Genomic DNA, 20,810 nt, shown 5'->3' on the forward strand with positions numbered 1-20,810 from the left:
GGCGGATCAGCCGCCCGCCACGAAAGGCAGGCGATAGCTGATCGCCTCGGCCAGGTGGTGGCTGTGGACCTTGTCCGACGTCTCCAGGTCGGCGATCGTGCGGGCGCTGCGCAGGATGCGGTGATAACCCCGCGCGGTCAGGCCCAAGCGCTCGGCCGCCTTGTGGATCAGCGCGCGCCCGGCATCGTCGGGGGCCGCCACCTCCTCCAGCAGGGCGCCCGAGGCGTCCGCGTTGACGCGATGCGGGCCGTGGTCGCGATAGCGGTCGGCCTGGATCTGCCGCGCTGCGGCCACCCGCGCCTTGACCTGCGCCGAGGTGTCGCCGCCCGAGGGCAGGTCGAGGTCGCGGAAATCCACCCCCGGCACCTCCAGCCGCAGGTCGAAGCGGTCCATCAGCGGGCCCGAGATCTTGGCCAGGTAATCGCTGCCGCATGTGGGCGCGCGGCTGCAGGCGCGGGCGGGGTCGGCCAGAAAGCCGCAGCGGCAGGGATTGGCCGCCGCCACCAGCAGGAAGCGGCAGGGATAGCGGATATGGGCGTTGGCGCGGGCCACCATGACCTCGCCCGTCTCGATCGGCTGGCGCAGCGTGTCCAGCACCTGCCGCGGAAACTCTGGCAGCTCGTCCAGGAACAGCACGCCGTTATGGGCCAGGCTGATCTGGCCGGGCTTCGCGCCACGGCCGCCGCCCACGATCGCCGCGGTCGAGGCGGTGTGGTGGGGCTCCTGGAACGGTGCGCTGCGCGAGATGCCTCCTTCGGACAGCGTGCCAGCCAGGGAATGGATCATCGAGGTTTCCAGCGCCTCGCGGGGCGACAGCGGCGGCATCAATCCGGGAATGCGCGCGGCCAGCATCGACTTGCCGGCGCCGGGCGGGCCGACCATCAGTAGATGGTGACGCCCGGCGGCGGCGATCTCCAGCGCCCGCTTGGCGCGTTCCTGGCCCTTCACCTCGGAGATGCAGCCGCCCGCCGGCCCGTCGAGGACGGTGCCCGGTTCCGCCCGCGACAGGGGCGCCCGGTCCGTCAGGTGGTTGATGACGTCGCGCAGCGAGTTCGCCGCCAGGACCGGCACCGACTCGATCCAGGCGGCCTCCGGTCCGCAGCTGCGCGGGCAGATCAGCGCGCGGTCGTCCTCGGCTGCGGCCATGGCGGCGGGCAGGGCGCCTGTCACGGCAACCAGCCGCCCGTCCAGCGCAAGTTCGCCCAAGGCCAGGCAGCGTTCGACCTCTTCGGCGGGCACGATCTCCAGCGCGGCCAGGACCGCCAGGGCGATGGGCAGGTCAAAATGCGACCCTTCCTTGGGCAGGTCAGCGGGCGACAGGTTCACGGTCAACCGTCGGCTTGGCATTGCGATGGCAAGGGAGCCAAAGGCCGCGCGGACCCGTTCGCGCGCTTCGCTGACGGCCTTGTCGGGCAGGCCCACGATGGAAAACCCCGGCAGCCCGGCCGAGACCGCGCATTGCACCTCGACCAGGCGGGCCTCCACCCCTTCGAAGGCAACCGAATAGGCGATGGCCACCATGTCCGCTCCATGTCTTTGCCAAGATGGTTAACGCCCGGCCGTTAAGGAGAGGTTAACGGCCCCGGCTTCCTTGCGGCAGGGCCCGGCGGGCGCTATCTGTGCGGGGCGATCGATGCGGCAGGAACGGACGGGACGGCGATGCAGGGCAAGCGGATTTTGTTGATCGTGGGCGGGGGGATCTCGGCCTACAAGATCCCGCAGCTGATCCGCCTGTTGCGGGGCGCGGGGGCGGCGGTGACGCCGGTCCTGACGGCGGCGGGCGCGCAGTTCACCACGCCGATGACCCTGTCGGTGCTGGCCGGAGAGCCGGTCCACGACACGCTGTGGAACAGCGGCGACGAGGCCGAGATTGGCCATATCCAACTGTCGCGTCGTGCCGATCTTGTGGTGGTCGCACCGGCGACGGCGGATCTGATGGCGCGCATGGCGCAGGGACTGGCGGGCGATCTGGCCTCGACGTTGCTGCTGGCGACCGACAAGCGGGTGCTGATCGCGCCCGCCATGAACGTGCGCATGTGGAACCACCCGGCCACGCTGCGCAACCTGGCCACGCTGAAGGGCGATGGCATCCTGACCGTGGGGCCCGACAGCGGCGACATGGCCTGCGGCGAATACGGCCCCGGCCGGATGGCTGAACCGGAAGCGATCCTGGAGGCAATCCGCGACGCCCTGACCCCGGCTTTGCGGCCCTTGGCGGGGCGGCACGTGATCGTCACGTCGGGACCCACGCATGAGCCGATCGATCCGGTGCGCTATATCGCCAACCGGTCTTCGGGCGCGCAGGGGGCGGCGATCGCGGCGGCACTGCGGGATCTGGGGGCGCGGGTCAGCTTTGTCACGGGACCGGCGGCGGTTGCCGCGCCTGCAGGGGTCGAGGTGATTGCGGTCGAGACCGCCCGGCAGATGCAGGAGGCGGTTGCGGTTGCGCTGCCCGCGGACGCGGCCGTGATGGCTGCGGCGGTCGCGGATTGGCGGGTGGTGAATGCCAGCGCGCAGAAGGTCAAGAAGGACGGTCAGGGACAGGCGCCGGTTCTGGAAATGGCTGAAAATCCCGACATCCTGGCCTGGGTCAGTCGCGACGAGGGGCGGCCCCGGCTGGTGGTGGGTTTTGCCGCCGAAACCGAAAATGTCGTGGCCCATGCGACGGCCAAGCGGGCGCGCAAGGGCTGTGACTGGATTCTGGCCAATGACGTGAGCCCCGGCACAGGGATCATGGGCGGGACCGAGAACGCGGTGACGCTGATCACGGACGAGGGCGCAGAGGACTGGCCGCGCATGAGCAAGGATGCCGTCGCGGCGCGATTGGCGGCGCGGATCGCGGAGGTGATCGGATGAGGACCTATCTGGACTGGAACGCCACGACGCCGCTGCGTGACGAGGTCAAGGCGGCGATCCGCGAGGCGTTGGAGATCTCGGGCAACCCTTCCTCGGTCCATGCCGAGGGGCGGGCGGCCAAGATGGCGCTGGAACGGGCGCGCGAACAGGTGGCGGCGGCGCTTGGGGCCGAAGGGGCGGATGTGATCTTCACCTCGGGCGCGACCGAGGCTGCGGCCATGGTGCTGGCAGGGCGTGACATGCGTTGTGCGCCCGTCGAGCACAGCGCGATCAAGGCGTGGTGCGAGCCGTCGCTGCCGGTGGATCGGGACGGGATCGTCACGGTCGCAGATCCCGCGCAATCCAGCCTGCAGCTGGCCAACAACGAGACCGGCGTGATGCAGGATCTGCCGCAGGGCCTGGCCTCCAGCGACCTGACGCAGGCTTTCGGCAAGGTGCCCTTTGCCTTCAACTGGCTGGGGATCACCGCGGGATTCGTCAGCGCGCACAAGCTGGGCGGTCCCAAGGGCATCGGCGCCCTGATCGTCAGGAAGGGCACCGATGTTCCCGCCCTGATCCGGGGTGGCGGGCAGGAGCAAGGGCGGCGCGGCGGGACCGAGAACCTGATCGGCATCCTGGCCTTTGCGGCCGCGGCGCAGGCGGCGCAGCGGGATCTGGAGGCAGGCCTGTGGGCGCAGGTGGAGGCGCGTCGCGACGCATTGGAGGCGCGGCTCTGCGACGTTGCGCCCGAGGCCGTCGTGGCGGGAAAAGGGGCGCGGCGCTTGCCGAACACGACCTGCCTTCTTACATCGGGATGGAAGGGCGAAACGCAGGTCATGCAGATGGATCTGGCGGGCTTTGCCATCTCGGCGGGGTCGGCCTGTTCGTCGGGCAAGGTCCGGGCCAGCGGGACGCTGCAGGCGATGGGGGTTGACGATAAGCAGGCGCAATCGGCGATCCGGATCTCGATAAGCCCGGCTTTGGGCGACGATCAGATCAACCGATTTGCGGATGCGTGGGAAACAGCGTATTCACGCTGGCGCGACAGGGCTTTGGCGTGACAGGACAGGGTGGGCAGGGGCCCGCCCCCAAGGAAGGACATGGGATGACGGCAACCACCGATCTTGACGTGCGCGAAGGCGTCGACCGCGAAACGGTCGAAGCCGTGCAGAACATGGGCAGCTACAAGTATGGCTGGGACACCGAGATCGAGATGGAATACGCGCCCAAGGGCGTGAACGAGGACATCGTCCGGCTGATCTCGAAGAAGAACGACGAACCGGAATGGATGACCGAATGGCGGCTGGAGGCCTATCGCCGTTGGGTCACCATGACCGAGCCGACATGGGCGATGGTGAACTATCCCGAGATCGACTATCAGGACCAGTATTACTACGCGCGCCCGAAAAGCATGGACATCAAGCCCAAGTCTCTGGACGAGGTGGATCCCAAGTTGCTGGCGACCTATGAAAAGCTGGGCATCCCCCTGAAGGAGCAGATGATCCTGGCCGGTGTCGAGGGTGCCGAGGCCATGCCGGCCGAGGGCCGCAAGGTTGCCGTAGACGCCGTTTTCGACAGCGTCAGCGTGGGGACGACCTTCAAGGACGAGCTGGCCAAGGCCGGCGTCATCTTCTGCTCCATCAGCGAGGCGATCCGAGAGCATCCCGAGTTGGTGAAGAAGTATCTGGGCAGCGTGGTGCCGCAGTCCGACAACTATTTCGCCACGCTGAACAGCGCGGTCTTTTCGGACGGCAGCTTCGTCTATATCCCCGAAGGCGTGCGTTGCCCGATGGAGCTGTCCACCTATTTCCGGATCAACGCCGAGAACACGGGCCAGTTCGAGCGTACGCTGATCATCGCCGACAAGGGCAGCTATGTCAGCTATCTGGAAGGCTGCACCGCTCCCAAGCGGGACACGAACCAGCTGCACGCAGCCGTGGTGGAAATCGTCATCCTGGAGGATGCCGAGGTCAAGTATTCGACGGTCCAGAACTGGTTCCCCGGTGACGAGGATGGCAAGGGCGGCATCTACAACTTTGTCACCAAGCGGGCCGATTGCCGCGAGGCGCGGGCGAAGGTGATGTGGACGCAGGTCGAGACCGGCAGCGCGATCACTTGGAAATACCCCTCCTGCATCCTGCGGGGCGAGGAGAGCCAGGGCGAGTTCTATTCCATCGCCATCGCCAACAACTGGCAGCAGGCCGATACCGGGACCAAGATGATCCATCTTGGCAAGAACACCCGCTCTCGCATTGTTTCCAAGGGGATTTCTGCCGGTCAGGCGCAGAATACCTATCGCGGGCTGGTCACCATGCATCCGCGCGCCACGAACAGCCGCAACTATACCCAGTGCGACAGCCTGCTGATCGGTGACAAGTGCGGCGCGCATACGGTGCCCTATATCGAGGTCAAGAACAGCTCGAGCCGCGTGGAGCACGAGGCGACGACCAGCAAGGTGGATGACGACCAGCTGTTCTATTGCCGCAGTCGCGGGATGGACGAGGAAGAGGCCGTGGCCCTGGTGGTGAACGGGTTCTGCCGCGAGGTCCTACAGGCGCTGCCGATGGAATTCGCCATGGAGGCGCAGTCGCTGGTCGCGATCTCGCTGGAAGGTTCGGTGGGCTGACCGCCAGGGCCGGGCCTGCCGCCCGGCACCCACGCTATCACGGCGCCCCCTGCGGCGCCTTCGCCGTTTGAGGGAAAAATGCTGAAAATCAACAACCTGCATGTCAAGCTTGAGGAAGAGGACAAGCAGATCCTGAAGGGTCTGACGCTGGAGGTCCCGGCCGGAGAGGTCCATGCGATTATGGGTCCGAACGGGTCGGGCAAGTCCACCTTGTCCTATGTCCTGTCGGGCCGCGACGGCTATGAGGTGACCGGGGGCGACGCCACGTTGGACGACCAGAGCCTGCTGGACATGGAGCCCGAGGAGCGTGCGGCCGCCGGCCTGTTCCTGGCCTTCCAGTATCCGGTCGAGATCCCGGGCGTCGGCAACATGACCTTTCTGCGCACTGCCGTGAATGCGCAGCGCAAGGCACGCGGCGAGGCGGAACTGTCTTCGGGCGATTTCCTCAAGCTCGTGCGCGCCAAGGCGGCGGACCTGCAGATCAGCCCCGAGATGCTGAAGCGCCCGGTCAATGTCGGCTTTTCGGGCGGCGAGAAGAAGCGCAACGAGATCCTGCAGATGGCCATGCTGGAGCCGCGCATGTGCATCTTGGACGAGACCGATTCGGGTCTGGATGTCGATGCGATGCGGCTGGTGTCCGAAGGCGTGAACGCCCTGCGCAGCCCCGACCGCAGCTTTCTGGTCATCACCCACTATCAGCGGCTGCTGAACCACATCCAGCCCGACGTGGTCCATATCATGTCGAACGGCCGCATCATCAAGTCGGGCGGCCCTGAACTGGCGCTGCAGGTTGAAGAGAACGGTTATGGCGATCTTCTGGCGGAGGCCGGCTGATGTCCGAGATCGCCGTCAAGACCAAGGCCCAGCAGACGCCGCAGGTGACCGGCGCGCCCAAGGCTGCCACTGCGCTGGATGACCGCCTGGCCGCGATGACCCTGCCGCAGGGCGGGTTCACGGCGCCTGCGCGGGCCGAGGCGCTGTCGCGTCTGCGCGCGATGGGGCTGCCCGGTCCGCGGGACGAATACTGGCGCTATACCGATCCGCGCCTGTTCAACGTGCCCGGCCCGCAGCCCCTGCCCTTCGATGCCAAGGCGCCGGAATCCCCGCTGTTCCAGGAGCGTGACACGCTGACCCTGGTCTTCGTGGACGGTGCCTTCGATGCCGCATCTTCGGATGATCTGGCGCTGGAGGGGATCGAGATCACCACCTTGGCCCAGGCCGATGCTGCGGGCGATCATTGGGCCGCCGGGCTCTATGGCACGCTGGAATCGGCCGGGCAGCAGCCGGTCAAGCGGCCCTTCGCGGCGCTGAACTCGGCCGCCGCGGCGGACGGAGTTCTCATCCGCGTGACCGGAACGCCGGCAAAGCCCGTGCACATCCTGCACCGCCGCGCCGATGATGCGGCTGATGCGGTCTGGCACCATGTGATCCGGCTGGAGGAGGGGTCAGAACTGACCTTCCTGGAAAGCGGCATGGTCGGCGCGCGATCGAATGCGGTGATCGAGGTGGACCTGGCGCCGGGCGCCAAGCTGCATCACATCGCGGCCAAGCGTGCCATCGACCCCAAGGTCGGCCTGTCGCACCTGTTCGCGCGGGTGGCCGAGGGCGCGGTTCTGAAAAGCTTCAGCCTTGCCGTCAACGGCACGCATATGCGCCACGAGGCGGTCATCGACATGATGGGCGACGATGCGGTGGCGCATGTGGCGGCCGCGGTGCTGGGCGACGGCGCGACGGGTCGTTTCCATCACGACGACACAGTCTTCATCACCCACGGCGCCGAACGCGGCGAAAGCCGGCAGGTTTTCAAGAAGGTGCTGAAGAACGGCGCGACAGGCGTCTTTCAGGGCAAGATCCTGGTCAAGCAGGGCGCACAAAAGACCGACGGCTACCAGATCAGCCAGGCGCTGCTGCTGGACGAGGCCAGCCAGTTCCTGGCCAAGCCCGAGCTGGAGATCTATGCCGACGACGTGAAATGCTCGCACGGCTCGACCACCGGCGCCATCGACGAGCAGGCGCTGTTCTACCTGCGCTCGCGCGGGGTGCCGATGGACCGGGCGATCGTCTTCCTGGTGCTGTCCTTCCTGGCTGATGCCCTGGAAGAGGTCGAGGACGAAGGGCTGCGCGCAGAGATCAACGAACGGCTGGAAGCGTGGCTGACCAGTCACACCTGAGGCCAAGGCCCGCGCGCGGCGGCATGGTGCTGCGCGTGCTGCAAAGCTGGTGGGCCCCGCGCCGGGTGGTGCGGGGCCTTGCTGGCATGACCGATGCGACGCTGCTGGCGGTTCTGATGCTGGCGATGGTCCTGACGCTTTTGGCGCAGGCACCGTTTCATGCGCGGGCCGCGCAGTTGGACCCCTCGATCCCGCTGGATGCCCGCTTGGGTGGTGCGGCCATGGGCGCCATGTTCATGATGCCGCTGCTGGCCTATGCCTTGGCAGGGCTGGTGGCGATCCTGTCCCGGACGACGCCGTGGCGGCTGGACGCGCGGTCATCGCGCATCGCGCTGTTCTGGGCGCTTCTGGCGGTGGCGCCGGCGATGCTGCTGGCGGGGCTGGTGGCCGGGCTGATCGGGCCGGGGCCGGCCCTTGTCCTGACCCGCAGCGTGGCGGGCCTGGGCTTTTTGTTCATCTGGGGCGCCGGCATTGCGGCGCTGGCGAGACGCATATGACCTTTGACGATTTCAAGGCGCTGACGCGCCAGACGCTGCGCAACCCGGAAGCCGCGGCCCATTGGCTGATGGGGCAAGGGTGGCCGATGCAGGCGCGCTGGATGGCATTGGTCGCCGCGGTCGCCGTGTCGGGCGTGCTGGCCTATGTCTCGTCCCTGGCCTTCCCGATCCCCGAGGGCGAGGACGTGCCGGCCATGATGGGGCTGAGCCGCCAGCCGCTGGTCCTGGCCGGGATGCAGATGGCCGCCATCGTCCTGGGGGCGGGGCTCATGTCCGGCGTCGGCCGCATGTTCGGCGGTCATGGCCGGTTCGAGGATGCGTTGCTGCTGACCGTCTGGATCGAGGTCATGCTGCTGATGGTCCAGCTGGCCCAGATCGTGCTGTCGCTGGCGCTGCCGGCCTTGGCGGGCCTTCTGGGCATTCTGGCCGTTGCGCTGTTCCTGTGGCTGACCGTGCAGTTCACCAAGGCGCTGCACGGCTTTACCAGCGGCCCGAAGGTGCTGCTGGTGATGTTTGCCACCCTTCTGGCGATGGGCTTCGTGCTGTCGTTTTTCGCCGCCTCGCTTGGTCTGCTGCCGGAGATGCCGCAATGAGTTTTGATGTCGATGCCGTCCGCGCCGAATTCCCCATCCTGTCGCGCCGGGTGAACGGCAAGCCGCTGGTCTATCTGGACAGCGGCGCCAGCGCGCAAAAGCCCCGCGTCGTGATCGATGCCATCACCCGCGCCTATGAGGGCGAATACGCCAATGTCCACCGAGGCCTGCATTACCTGTCGAACCTGGCGACCGACAATTACGAACGCGTCCGCGCCACCATCGCGCGGTTCCTGAACGCCCCGCGCGAGGATGAGATCATCTTTACCAGCGGCTCGACCGAGGCGCTGAACCTGGTCAGCTATGGCTGGGCGGCGCCGCGCCTGCAGGCCGGGGACGAGATCGTCCTGTCCCTGCTGGAACATCATGCCAATATCGTGCCCTGGCATTTCCTGCGCGAACGTCAGGGGGTGGTGCTGAAATGGGTCGAACCGGAGCCGGACGGCAGCCTGCCGCCCGAAAAGGTGCTGGCGGCGATCGGGCCCCGCACCAAGATGATTGCCGTCACCCATATGTCGAACGTCACCGGCACCGTGGTGGACATCGCGGGCATCCGCGCGGGCACCGACCTGCCGATGGTCGTCGATGGCAGCCAGGCGGCCGTGCACATGGCGGTCGATCTGTCGACGCTTGGGGCTGATTTCTACTGCATCACCGGGCACAAGCTTTACGGTCCCTCGGGGTCGGGCGCGATCTGGATCCGGTCCGAGCGGCAGGCCGAGATGCGCCCCTTTATCGGTGGTGGCGACATGATCCGCACCGTCGGCCGCGATGCGGTCACCTATGCCGACCCGCCGCTGAAGTTCGAGGCGGGGACGCCCGGCATCGTCAACCAGATCGGTCTGGGCGCCGCCTTGGACTACATGATGGATCTGGGGATGGAGAACATCGCGGCGCATGAGCGCGCCTTGCGCGACCATGCCCGCGCGCGCCTGCGCGAACTGAACTGGTTGCAGGTTCAGGGTGACGCACCGGGCAAGGGGGCGATCTTCTCGATGACGATGGAGGGCGCGCATGCGCATGACATCTCGACCATCCTCGACAAGAAGGGCATCGCGGTGCGCGCGGGCAGCCATTGCGCCATGCCGCTGATGGAGCATCTGGGAATCGCCGCCAGCGCCCGCGCCAGCTTTGCCATGTACAACACCCTTGAGGAAGTCGACGCTCTGGTCGAAGGTTTGAGCTTTTGCCGCGAGCTTTTTGCCTGAATCTTGCGAAGATCGGGAAGAAGGCCGCAGAAAGCACGTTAGTTCTTGCCGCAGGCGCGCCCTATCTGCATCGCTGGCGTCACAAACAGCGAGGAGGCAGGCATGGCCGAAGTTCTGGTTCTTGGTGCGGGGATGGTCGGCGTCTCGACGGCGCTGGCGCTGCAGGCGCGGGGACACGATGTCACCATCGTGGAACGCGGGGTGCCGGGGCGCGAAACCAGCTATGGCAATGCCGGCCTGATCCAGACCGAGGCGGTCGAGCCCTATGCCATGCCCCTGTCGCCCGGCGCGCTGTTCCAGATCGCCCTTGGGCGCGGCTATGATGTCAAATGGACGCCGTCGGGCCTGATCTCGCAGCTGGGGGCGGTGGCGACCTATGCCTGGAACTCGCTGCCGGCGGCGCACAAGCGGGCGTCGGTAACCTGGGGCAAGCTGATCCGCCAATCGACGGAGCGGCACGGTCCGCTGGTCGCGGCGGCGGGGGCGGACAACATCATCCGCCGCAACGGCTATATCGAACTGCATCGCAGCCCGGCCAAGCTGGACCAGGCGCGCGCCACGGTGGAGCGGTTCCGGAGCCAGTTCGGCGTCGAGGCGCGTCTGCTGGACGCAGGCGAGCTGCGCGGTCTTGAGCCCGCGATCAAGATCGAGGTGGCCGGAGCGACCCATTGGTCCGACAGCTGGAGTTGCGCCGATCCGGGCGGTCTGGTCGCCAGCTACGCGGCCCTGTTCCAGAAGCGGGGCGGGCGCATCGTCAACGGTGACGCGGGCGACCTGCACCGCCACGGCGCCGGCTGGCGCGCCGACGAGGCCACCGCCGAGCATGCGGTGATCGCGCTTGGGCCGTGGTCGCCGATGGTCACGCAGCGGTTCGGGCTGAAGGTGCCGATGGTCTACAAGCGCGGCTATCACAAGCATTACCACATGGAGCTGCCGCCGAACCATCCGATCGCCGATTTCGGCAATTCCGTGGTGATGTCGCCGATGCGCCGCGGGTTGCGCATTGCCACGGCGGCGGAACTGACCCCGCATCCGCGCCTGTCGCCGCCGCAGCTGCGCCACGGCGAGAAGGCCGCGCGCGAGCTGTTCGACATCGGCGCCCCGGTCGAGGCGGAACCCTGGACCGGCCGGCGTCCCTGCATGCCCGACATGCTGCCGCTGGTGGGGCGGGTGCCGGACCAGCCAAACCTCTGGGCGCATTTCGGGCACGGGCACCAAGGCTTTACCCTGGGACCTGTCACGGCCGAGATTCTGGCGGATGAACTGTCGGGCGGCCCCGGCTGGCAGGAACTTCAGCCGGCGCGCCTCAAGCGCGGTTGAAAAGCGGAGGGTTCCGACACATCTTGGGGGCAACCTCGAACGGATCAGGAACCTCATGGGTCACAACAACACCAACGCGCCGGTGCTGCGCCCCATCGAAGTGACTCGCCCCAAGCTGGAGGGGGGCAAACGCTTTGTCATGCAGAGCGAGTTCCAGCCCGCCGGCGACCAGCCGACCGCGATCAAGGAGCTGGTCGAGGGCGTGGGACAAGGCGAGCGGGACCAGGTCCTGCTGGGCGCCACGGGCACGGGCAAGACCTTCACCATGGCCAAGGTGATCGAGGCGACGCAGCGCCCGGCGATCATCCTGGCGCCCAACAAGACGCTGGCCGCTCAGCTTTACGGCGAGTTCAAGGGCTTCTTCCCCGAGAACGCGGTCGAGTATTTCGTCAGCTACTACGACTATTACCAGCCCGAAGCCTATGTGGCCCGCAGCGACACCTATATCGAGAAGGAGTCGCAGATCAACGAGGCCATCGACCGGATGCGCCACAGTGCCACCCGTGCGCTGCTGGAGCGCGACGACGTGATCATCGTCGCCTCGGTCAGCTGCATCTATGGCATCGGCTCGGTCGAGACCTATTCGGCCATGACGCAGGACATGATTGTCGGCGAAAGCTATGACCAGCGCGAATTCCTGGGGCAGCTGGTCGCACAGCAGTACAAGCGCTTGGATGCCAGCTTTCAACGCGGCAGCTTTCGCGTGCGGGGCGACCTTGTCGAGGTCTGGCCCGCCCACCTGGAGGACCGTGCCTGGCGCTTTGACTTCTTTGGGAACGAACTGGAGGCGATCACCGAATTCGACCCGCTGACAGGAACGAAGTCCGATAGCTTCAAGCAGATCCGCATCTATGCCAACAGCCACTATGTGACCCCGCGCCCGACGATGCAGCAGGCGATCAAGGGCATCAAGAAGGAGCTGGCCGAACGGCTGAAGCAGCTGACCGACGAGGGCAAGCTGCTGGAGGCGCAGCGCCTGGAGCAGCGCACCGCGTTCGACATCGAGATGCTGGAGGCGACCGGGGTCTGCAACGGCATCGAGAACTACAGCCGCTATCTGACGGGTCGGGCACCCGGAGAGCCGCCCCCCACGCTGTTCGAATTCATCCCCGACAACGCCATCGTCTTTGCCGACGAATCCCACGTCTCGGTGCCGCAGATCGGCGGCATGTACCGGGGCGACTTTCGGCGCAAGTTCACGCTGGCCGAGCACGGCTTTCGCCTGCCCAGCTGCATGGACAACCGTCCCCTGAAGTTCGAGGAATGGGACGCGATGCGGCCCCAGTCCGTTTTTGTGTCGGCCACGCCCGCGCAATGGGAAATGGACCAGACCGGCGGCGCCTTTACCGAACAGATCATCCGCCCCACCGGCCTTCTGGACCCGCAGATCGAGATCAGGCCGGTCGAGATGCAGGTCGACGACCTGCTGGACGAGGTGCGCCGCGTGACGGCCGCCGGTTACCGGACGCTGGTCACCACCCTGACCAAGCGCATGGCCGAGGATCTGACCGAATACCTGCACGAACAGGGCATCAAGATCCGCTACATGCACAGCGACATCGACACGATCGAGCGGATCGAGATTCTGCGCGACCTTCGGCTTGGCGCGTTTGACGTTCTGGTGGGCATCAACCTGCTGCGTGAGGGTTTGGACATTCCCGAATGTGGGTTGGTCGCAATTCTGGATGCGGACAAGGAGGGCTTTCTGCGGTCCGAGACCTCGCTGATCCAGACGATCGGCCGGGCGGCGCGGAACGCGGATGGCCGCGTCATCATGTATGCGGACCGCATCACCGGCAGCATGGAACGCGCCATGGCCGAAACCGAGCGGCGGCGCGAAAAGCAGATGGCGTATAATGTCGAACACGGGATCACGCCCCAGACTGTCCGCAAGAATGTGGATGATGTCTTGGCGGGCCTGTGGCAGGGCGACACGGATCAGTCGCGCGTCACCGCCAAGGTCGACCGGCCCCTGATCGGAGCGAACCTTGCGGCGCATCTGGATGCGATGCGGACGCAGATGCGCAAGGCGGCCGAGAACCTGGAGTTCGAGGAGGCTGCGCGTCTGCGCGACGAGGTGAAGCGTCTGGAGGCGGTGGATCTGGCCATCTCGGACGATCCGCTGGCGCGTCAGTCGGCGATCGAGGAGGCGGCCGAGGCGGCCGTCAAATCCTCGGGCCGATCAACGGCCGGGCGGGCAGGGCAGCGGGGCGGCAACAAGCGGTCGAAGCGCGGGCGCTAGCCGCAGGCCACCCGCGTCACGAAGCCCTTGGCATCCACAAACATGGTCAGCCGGGCGGGATTGAAGTCGTTGGTCATCGCGCCCGACGCCCAGACCTCGCGCTTGCGCAATGTGGGGGGCAGCATGATCTCACCCACGTTGCGGCCGACCAGGACCTGGTGCTGGCTGGGGCTGCACTGGCGGGCATCGACATCATAGGGGCTGCCGGCGCAGGCAGAGAGGCCAAGAAACAGAAGCGGCATGGCCATCGCCTTGCCGCTCAGGCTGCGTATCCGGGTGGTGGTCGTCATCTTGGTTGCCTCTTGCGTGACGGGTCGTGGCTGATCAGGGCAGGGCCCCAAAGGCCCGGCGCGGAACGCCGGACCTGGATGTAGGCATTATTCGCGGGTCAGGACGCCGCAGGCGATCCGGTCGCCGGCGTCGCCGGCGGGCTGGCTTTCATAATCGTCGGCCTTGGCGTGGATGATGAAACCAGTGCCGTCCTCATCGTCCAGAACCTCGGGCGTCAGGTCCGCCACGAAATGCTCGACCATGGCCGTGCCGCCTTCGGCCACATGCAGGTTGGGCAGGTCGCCGACATGCGGGCCGCCTTCGGCCATGACACCATGGTTTTCGCCGTCCATGGCCAGATGGCCGCCCGCGCTCTTGAAATCGGGGCCTTCGCAGGCGCCGGTTTCGTGCAGGTGCACGGCCACGACGCCCTGCGGCAGGTTTTCCAGCTCCAGCGTCACGACGCTGACGCCCGATGCGGTGGGCTGCACGGTGACGGTGCCATGCGAGGTGCCATCAGCCGCCTCAACCTGCGCGCGGAAGGCGCCGCCAGATGCGGACATGTCGGAACCGCCGGTCGCGGCTTCCATTTCGGTAGCCGGAGCCTCGGCTTCGGGTGCGGCAGCCTCCTGGGCGGAGACAAGACCTGCCGACAGCAGCAGAGCGGCCAGGGCGGGGACGAATTTGTGGTTGGACATAGGGACCTCCTTTTGTCGTCATCCACCCGCCGAACGCCGGCGCCACCGCGATGTTCCGCAGGACTTGAACAGATGCCCGAATTTCGCGATAACCCTTGGGCCATCAGCCGAAGGACAATCCATGCTCGTGCGTATCTACCAGCCCGCTCGCAATGCCATGCAGTCGGGCACCGCGAAGACCAAGGGCTGGGTGCTGGAGTTTCCGCCCGCCGAACAGCGCGAGGTCGATCCCCTGATGGGCTGGACCAGCAGCCATGACACCCAGAGCCAGGTTCGCCTGCGCTTTGACACCCGCAAGCAGGCCGAGGATTACGCGCGCGAGCACGGGCTGGAGGTCGTGGTGCAGGAACCGCATCGCCGCGCCCCGAACGTGCGCCCCCGCGGATATGGCGAGAATTTCGCGACCGACCGGCGGATGCCCTGGACGCACTGAGCAGGCAGGCCGATCCGTGGGGCAGGCATCGTCGCGCCACGGCTTTTGCAACTGATTGATCTTTCGCTGGCCGCCCCCGGGCGGTCATCTGCTTTTTCGGATGAGGCCCATGACCATCACCCATCTTGTCACCCATTCCGGCGGATTTCATGCCGACGAGCTTCTGTCATCCGTTATCCTGACCCGGCTGCATCCCGCAGCCACGATCATCCGCACCCGCGACGCCGCCTGGATCAGCCCGGCGCCGGATCGAGTGATCTATGACGTGGGGCGTGACTTTGACCCCGCGCGGCTGATCTTTGATCATCACCAGAAGAACCCGCCCCTGCGCGCGGATGGCCAGCCCTATAGTTCCTTCGGCTTGATCTGGCGGCAGTTCGGGCATGATTACCTGCGCGCGCTGAACCTGCCAGAGGGCCATCTGTATTGGGTGCATGCCGATTTCGACACGGACTTCGTGCGACCCATCGACCTGGTGGACAACGGTGCGCTGTCGCCCACCGGGCCCTTGGCTGACCTGTCCCTGCCGATGCTGCTGGAGAGCCTGAAGCCCGTCTTTGACGACGACACTGCGGATGCGGAGGATCGGGCCTTTCACTGCGCCCTGGCCATCGCGCGCGCCTTCGTCGAGGCGGCGATTGCCCGCAAGGTCGCCAAGCGGCGCGCCGAGGCCGTGGTGATGGATGCCATCCATGCGGCGGGCGAGGGTCGCGTGCTGGAACTGCCGAGGGGCATGCCCTTTCGCGCAGCCGTTCTGAAGGCCAAGGCCGATCACCTGCTGTTCGTGATCCATCCCCGGGAAACAGACTGGGCTCTGACCGGCATCCGGCGCGACGCCGACGGCTTTGCCCTGCGGGCGGATCTGCCCGAGGCCTGGGCCGGGTTGACAGATGCGGCCTTCGAGGCGGCATCGGGTGTTCCCGGCGCGCGCTTTTGCCACAACGCCCGCTTCATTGCCGTGGGTGCGGATCGTGCGGCCGTGGCGGCATTGGCCGATCTGGCCGTCGCCAGCGCCGTACCCGCCGAAGTGTGATGCCGAGGCCAGAGGGGCTTGGCGCCCCCGCGGCCCCGGCGGTCCATCCTACAGGCGTTGCGCCGAGCGGCTGCGCATCACATAGATCACCCCGCCCAGCAGCGCGCCGATCAGCCAGGCATAGCCCGACAGCTGGCTGAGGAAGGGCACCCAGACCGCCGCGACCGAGAAGATCGCCGCGATGGCGAAGGCCACCAGCGCGTGGTCGTTCCAGCCGTTGCCATAGTGATAGCGGCCGCCTTCGGTGCGATACAGATCCTCGACGCTCAGCTCTTGTTTGCGCAGCAGGTAGTAGTCTGCGATCAGGATCCCGTAGAGCGGGGCCAGCGTCGCGCCCAGGGTGTTGACGAAGCCGTCGATGCCCACCTGGCTGATGAAACTGGTCCAGAGCCCGCCGATGAACAGCGCAAAGACCGAGGTGATGATTCCGGCGCTGCGAAAGCTGATGCGGCTTGGGGCCATGTTGGCGATGCCGTTCACGGCCGGGATGAAGTTCGCGACCAGGTTGATGCCCACGGTGGCCGCAAAGAAGGTGATGGCGGCGATGATGGCCAGGATGACGCTGTCCGTGCGCTCGACGATCTCGGTCGGGTTGATCAGCGCCTCGCCATAGACGACGGCCGCGCCCGCCGTGGTCAGCAACGCCAGCGCCGAGAACAGGATCATGTTCAGCGGCAAGCCCGTGAGGTTGCCAAGTGTCATCGCGCGCCTGTTGCGGGCATAGCGCGAGAAGTCGCTGAAGTTGATCATGACGGCCGCGAAATAGGCGACCATCGTGCCCACGATCGCGATGAAGCCCGCGACCTCGGTACCAAAGGTGCTGTCGGCGCTGGTGAAGATCGTCTGCGCCTGTGACAGCAGTTGCCCGTCCGCGCGGTTCCACAACACCACGACCAACCCGATCATCACCAGGTAGACGAACGGTCCGGCGATGTTGAGGAATGTCTCGACCCAGCCCATGCCGCGCCAGAAGATCAGGATGTGGAACACCCAGACCAGCAGGAACGACATCCAGTCGATGCCGCTCATGCCCATGATCGGTGCGCCGTCGGTGATGCCCGTCAACGACCGGATCAGCAGGGCCAGCGCCGTCGACGCGAAATAGACCTGCACTCCGTACCAGAAGACCGCCACGATCGCGCGCAGCAGCGCCGGTAGGCGGGCCCCGCGCAGCCCCATGCTGGCGCGCGCAAAGACGGGATAGGGGATGCCGTATCTTTCACCCGCCGCACCCGACAGGTTCACCAGCACCATGACCAGCAGCCCTGCCGTGATCAGCGCGGCGAATGCGGTCCAGCCGCTGACACCGTAGGAAATGAACAGCGACGCGACCAGGCTGTAGCCGAACAGCGACTGCACGTCGTTGGCCCAGACGTTGAAGATCGCGAACCATCCCCAGCTTTTCTCGGCCGGCGTGACCGGCCTCAGTGTGTCGTGATTGGCCGTGACCGGCTGCGCTGGCTGCGTGCTGTTCTGCATTCTGTCCTCTCGGGTGGGGCCTTCTGGCCGTTGAAACCTGATCCCTAAGGTGACGGCTGTCCCTCATGTTGAGATTGATAGACCGCCCAGGAGGTTTTGCAAGGAATAACAACCGCATCGAAGACCCATCACGACCTGCGGGGATTTCCGGGCAACCCGTCCATCAGTTGCGCATGTGAGGCATGTTCTTTGAGCGTCGTGCCCGGCAATCCCATACCTTCGTAACCTTGCGGCCACAGGGTTTTGCATTTCTTGGCAGCTTGAGGCGGGCGCAACTCGAAAAGCTGGAGGAGAATAAGACGTTCCTGAATCTAAACAGACGATTCAGTTTACTTTCCCTCAGCCGTTGCGTGCACGATCGGTTAACAGTTTCTTAAAGTCTGCACTAGAAAATATATGTTGATCAACACGTTATGGTTGTATAACGGTGCGGCTGTGAAAGTCGCATAACGTTTAACGAGGACGGATGTATGCCATATACTGCGCCTATTATATTTACCGGTGAACATCTCGCGCAGTTCTCGAAGATGGCCCAGGTGGGGCATCCCGGCGACAGCAATTTCTCGATGCGTCTCAATGATGTCCAAGCCATCGGGACGCCGGATGACGTGTACCGGCTGGTCTGGACCAAGAACGTGGATGCGCGCGCCGACAAGTTTCTGAACGGGCAGTTCTGGTCGATCCAGAAATACGATCCGGCCCAGGATCCGGATGGCAACCCCTCAATCGGCGAGGCCGGTTGGCCACCGCTCGGAACGGGTTATCTGATCGAAGGCCTGCAGCCAAAGCCCCAGATCATGTCCGGTCTGGGCGGCGGCGACGACTACATCGTGTTTCACGCGGGCGGCAACGACTACCTGATTTTGGACATCAACCGCAGCTTTGCAACCACGCCCACCCAACTGACCTATGGCGCTGCATATAACGGTGCTCAGTCGACGGGAGGAGAGATCGGGCTGAGCTTTTCCGAGCTTGCGGCGGTCTGCTATCTGCGCGGCACCCTGATCATGACCGATCGTGGCGAAGTCCCTGTGGAACATCTGCGCGAGGGCGACATGGTCCTCTGCCGAATGGGCGGGTTGCGCGAGATCCGCTGGATCGGGCGACAGAACTTTGCCGGACCGAAGGTCTTTGGCAAGGAGGCGATCCGCTTTGCGCCCGGTGCCATCGAACAGGGGATGCCCCGCAGGCCGCTGTTCGTCTCGCCCGGCCATTCGATGCTGATCGGCGAAACGCTGGTTCTCGCCGGCGACCTGGTGAACGGCATCACCGTCACGCGCGAGGCCAGTCGAGAGCGGTGGGATTACTTCCAGCTGGACCTGGGCGTGCATGACCTGGTCCTGGCAGATGGTGCCTGGTCCGAGACCTTCGCCGATTGCGGCACCTTCCGCGACCGGTTCGACAATGCCGCCGACTTCCGGCGTCGCTTCCCCGGCCATGTCGCTCCGGAGGCTCCGCAGCTTTGTGCACCCCGGCCCACCGAAGGGCCCGTCTACATGGATGCGCTGCAGGTCATGGCACGGCGCGCGCTGATGCGGCGGGGTCCGGTCGAGCTTGGACAGCTGGAGGGCCGCGTGACGTCGGTGGCCGCTCCCTGCCGTGCCGAAGGCTGGGTCCGCGATGCCGGGTTGCCGGGTCAGCCGGTCGAACTGGAGGTCGTGCTGGACGGCGCCATCATCGGCACCACCATCGCCTGCCTGCCGCCCAAGGATTCGGAAAAGCGCAGCATGCTGGCCTTTCGCTTCGAGGGCGAGCGTGCGCTGTCGGCGGCTGAACTGAAGCGGCTGGTCGTCCGCCGCAGCATCGACGGACAGCGTCTTGCCGGCGTCGCGGACCGGGCGCCCGGTGTTCTGGGCGGACATCTGGACCGGGTTGATGCCAAGGGTCGGCTTGAGGGTTGGGCACGGGATGCGGCGCATCCGGACCAATCCGTCGTCCTGGAGGTCAGGCTGGGCGACGAGGTTCTGGGATCGCTGGTGGCTTGCCGACCTCGCCGCGACCTGACGGATGCCAGCTTGGGTCATTGCGCTTTCGTCTTCGACTGCGGGCGCAACCTGACGCGCGAGGATGCACTGCAGCTTCAGCTGTGCCGCATCGAGGATGGCGCCCCTTTGTCCAAGGCCAACACGCGCCTGCCCGCAGATGCCGAATTGACCGACGCCGCCTGAAAATACTGTCCACGAATAGATGTAGCGGCTGGCCTGTGCCACACAGGCTGGCCGCTTTGTCTTTATGCCGAATCGCCGGTTTTTCTTTCGTCGGAACATTGAGTCCGAACGAGTGTTCCAGATGTTCCCTTTGGCAGTTGGCCAGTTCGCATCCTGAGAAGACCGCGCCTTGCGGATGCAAGTTGACCTAGGCGCTGCCGCAAAAGGGGAGGATTCAGCCGAAGAGGCCCGCTGACCGACATGCAACAAGGACTACGAATGCTCAGCTTCCAACCTGCCAGGCAGAATGTGCCGCAGCTTGTTGCGCCGACAAGCCCAGACTGCACTTGGAAAAGTGGCGGAGGAAGTGCCCTTCCAACTAGACCGTCTCCTGTGACCCCTGAGGGAGCTCCGGCAGGATTACGTGTCTTAAGATGTTCTGACGGAAATTGCGTGATCTGACATGGCCTTGGCCTGAAACTCGCGGCTGCGCGGACCGTCCGATAGGCCCCGCCCGCAACGCGCAGCTTCCCGCAACACACTGACTTGAATACGTTTTCTTTCTACGCATTCGTTGTCGTGCGACCACGGAGGTCGTTCGAAAGGAAACGAAGATGCGAGAAATTTGCCTCAGTCAAATCGATCTGGCTGCCCGATGGAGAATTAGCCCGAGGACACTTGAGCGGTGGCGGTGGACTGGCGAAGGACCGAGCTTCATGAAGCTCGGCGGGCGCGTGATTTACCGCCTCGAAGATGTACTGGCGTTCGAAAATCAAGAATTGCGCGACCTGGAGGAGATAAAGGCCGGGCGCTGAATCCCGCGCGGGCATCGTCAGCAAAACCCTGCGCGAGCATCGTGTTGGACGCGCAGGGAGTTTGCATTTCGGCCGTTGAGGTCGCACGAAAGGAAACGAAAATGACTGACACACGCCTGACCCAGATTGAGCTGGCAGCACGATGGAGGATCAGCCACAGGACCCTCGATTACTGGCGCTCCCTTGGTGACGGGCCTCGCTTCATCAAGATAGGACGCCGCGTTGTCTACCGGATGGAGGATGTCGTGGCATTCGAAAACCGGGAGTTGAGCGAGATCGCACCGGACGAGGCCAGAGGCTGAACCATGCAGCCTGACGTCCCCTGTGCTGCGTGCTGCAGGGGAGCTGAGCAGTGAGGACCGCCATCAATGCCTGATCGGTGACTGCGCGGTCCCTGCTGAAACTAGGCCCCGCCTACAAGCCCCAGCAATATCAATCGCTTT

Annotated in this window: 18 protein-coding genes and 1 pseudogene; 15 read left to right on the forward strand and 4 right to left on the reverse strand. The window is 65.6% G+C overall.

The annotated features are described in order from the left end of the window. Nucleotides 1-6 precede the first annotated feature (6 nt). On the reverse strand, nt 7-1,521 hold the full coding sequence (locus tag ACNR9W_RS07765) for a YifB family Mg chelatase-like AAA ATPase (protein WP_419268286.1): 1,515 nt from the start codon (nt 1,519-1,521) through the stop codon (nt 7-9). A 138-nt stretch (nt 1,522-1,659) separates the two neighbouring features. On the opposite strand from ACNR9W_RS07765, the gene coaBC reads away from it, so the two are divergent. From coaBC to uvrB, 10 genes are all read left to right on the forward strand, one after another. Beyond that, on the forward strand, nt 1,660-2,856 hold the full coding sequence (gene coaBC, locus ACNR9W_RS07770) for a bifunctional phosphopantothenoylcysteine decarboxylase/phosphopantothenate--cysteine ligase CoaBC (RefSeq protein WP_419268287.1): 1,197 nt from the start codon (nt 1,660-1,662) through the stop codon (nt 2,854-2,856). Further along, nucleotides 2,853-3,896 carry a cysteine desulfurase family protein gene (locus ACNR9W_RS07775; protein ID WP_419268288.1) on the forward strand — a complete coding sequence of 348 codons (1,044 nt, stop codon included), beginning with the start codon at nt 2,853-2,855 and terminating at the stop codon, nt 3,894-3,896. Before coaBC ends, ACNR9W_RS07775 begins: the two co-directional genes overlap by 4 nt. Before the next feature lie 44 nt (nt 3,897-3,940). Beyond that, a complete protein-coding gene (gene sufB / locus ACNR9W_RS07780) occupies nt 3,941-5,461 on the forward strand; it encodes a Fe-S cluster assembly protein SufB (RefSeq protein WP_419268289.1) in 1,521 nt (506 codons plus the stop codon). A gap of 78 nt (nt 5,462-5,539) precedes the next feature. Further along, on the forward strand, nt 5,540-6,295 hold the full coding sequence (gene sufC, locus ACNR9W_RS07785) for a Fe-S cluster assembly ATPase SufC (protein WP_419268290.1): 756 nt from the start codon (nt 5,540-5,542) through the stop codon (nt 6,293-6,295). Continuing rightward, on the forward strand, nt 6,295-7,632 hold the full coding sequence (locus ACNR9W_RS07790) for a SufB/SufD family protein (RefSeq protein ID WP_419268292.1): 1,338 nt from the start codon (nt 6,295-6,297) through the stop codon (nt 7,630-7,632). Before sufC ends, ACNR9W_RS07790 begins: the two co-directional genes overlap by 1 nt. Then, nucleotides 7,611-8,129: a hypothetical protein gene (locus ACNR9W_RS07795; protein WP_419268293.1), complete on the forward strand. Its 519-nt coding sequence runs from the start codon at nt 7,611-7,613 to the stop codon at nt 8,127-8,129. The genes ACNR9W_RS07790 and ACNR9W_RS07795 overlap by 22 nt, the downstream gene beginning before the upstream one ends. Beyond that, nucleotides 8,126-8,722 carry a Yip1 family protein gene (locus ACNR9W_RS07800; protein WP_419268294.1) on the forward strand — a complete coding sequence of 199 codons (597 nt, stop codon included), beginning with the start codon at nt 8,126-8,128 and terminating at the stop codon, nt 8,720-8,722. Before ACNR9W_RS07795 ends, ACNR9W_RS07800 begins: the two co-directional genes overlap by 4 nt. After that, nucleotides 8,719-9,930 (forward strand): cysteine desulfurase, encoded by a 1,212-nt coding sequence (locus ACNR9W_RS07805; RefSeq protein WP_419268295.1) that lies wholly within the window; start codon nt 8,719-8,721, stop codon nt 9,928-9,930. The genes ACNR9W_RS07800 and ACNR9W_RS07805 overlap by 4 nt, the downstream gene beginning before the upstream one ends. 102 nt (nt 9,931-10,032) lie before the next feature. After that, on the forward strand, nt 10,033-11,250 hold the full coding sequence (locus ACNR9W_RS07810) for an NAD(P)/FAD-dependent oxidoreductase (protein WP_419268296.1): 1,218 nt from the start codon (nt 10,033-10,035) through the stop codon (nt 11,248-11,250). A gap of 55 nt (nt 11,251-11,305) precedes the next feature. Further along, nucleotides 11,306-13,492 carry an excinuclease ABC subunit UvrB gene (gene uvrB, locus ACNR9W_RS07815; protein WP_419268297.1) on the forward strand — a complete coding sequence of 729 codons (2,187 nt, stop codon included), beginning with the start codon at nt 11,306-11,308 and terminating at the stop codon, nt 13,490-13,492. Here the strand turns inward: uvrB and ACNR9W_RS07820 are convergent. Together ACNR9W_RS07820 and ACNR9W_RS07825 are read right to left on the reverse strand one after the other, a co-directional pair. After that, complete coding sequence (locus ACNR9W_RS07820; RefSeq protein ID WP_419268298.1) at nt 13,489-13,782, reverse strand: hypothetical protein; 294 nt, start codon at nt 13,780-13,782, stop codon at nt 13,489-13,491. The two genes, uvrB and ACNR9W_RS07820, sit on opposite strands and share 4 nt — an antisense overlap. Nucleotides 13,783-13,869: 87 nt before the next feature. Then, nucleotides 13,870-14,460, reverse strand: a complete 591-nt coding sequence (locus ACNR9W_RS07825) for a superoxide dismutase family protein (protein WP_419268299.1) — start codon at nt 14,458-14,460, stop codon at nt 13,870-13,872. 121 nt (nt 14,461-14,581) lie between these two features. Between ACNR9W_RS07825 and ACNR9W_RS07830 the strand changes: the two genes are divergently transcribed. Next, nucleotides 14,582-14,893, forward strand: a complete 312-nt coding sequence (locus tag ACNR9W_RS07830) for an ETC complex I subunit (RefSeq protein ID WP_419268300.1) — start codon at nt 14,582-14,584, stop codon at nt 14,891-14,893. 109 nt (nt 14,894-15,002) lie between these two features. Further along, on the forward strand, nt 15,003-15,926 hold the full coding sequence (locus tag ACNR9W_RS07835; RefSeq protein WP_419268302.1) for an MYG1 family protein: 924 nt from the start codon (nt 15,003-15,005) through the stop codon (nt 15,924-15,926). Between the two features lie 48 nt (nt 15,927-15,974). On the opposite strand, the gene ACNR9W_RS07840 is transcribed toward ACNR9W_RS07835, so the two are convergent. Further along, a complete protein-coding gene (locus ACNR9W_RS07840) occupies nt 15,975-17,405 on the reverse strand; it encodes an NCS1 family nucleobase:cation symporter-1 (RefSeq protein WP_419268303.1) in 1,431 nt (476 codons plus the stop codon). A 527-nt stretch (nt 17,406-17,932) separates the two neighbouring features. Here ACNR9W_RS07840 and ACNR9W_RS07845 point away from each other — a divergent pair. From ACNR9W_RS07845 to ACNR9W_RS07855, 3 genes and pseudogenes are all read left to right on the forward strand, one after another. Then, nucleotides 17,933-19,573 carry a Hint domain-containing protein gene (locus ACNR9W_RS07845; RefSeq protein ID WP_458478715.1) on the forward strand — a complete coding sequence of 547 codons (1,641 nt, stop codon included), beginning with the start codon at nt 17,933-17,935 and terminating at the stop codon, nt 19,571-19,573. Between the two features lie 593 nt (nt 19,574-20,166). Beyond that, nucleotides 20,167-20,265 (forward strand): annotated as a pseudogene (locus ACNR9W_RS07850) (DNA-binding protein); the annotation flags it as partial. A gap of 203 nt (nt 20,266-20,468) precedes the next feature. Beyond that, nucleotides 20,469-20,669: a helix-turn-helix transcriptional regulator gene (locus tag ACNR9W_RS07855; RefSeq protein ID WP_419268305.1), complete on the forward strand. Its 201-nt coding sequence runs from the start codon at nt 20,469-20,471 to the stop codon at nt 20,667-20,669. Nucleotides 20,670-20,810 lie beyond the last annotated feature (141 nt).

This window comes from Paracoccus sp. T5, from assembly GCF_048538155.2.
Lineage (GTDB): Bacteria > Pseudomonadota > Alphaproteobacteria > Rhodobacterales > Rhodobacteraceae > Paracoccus.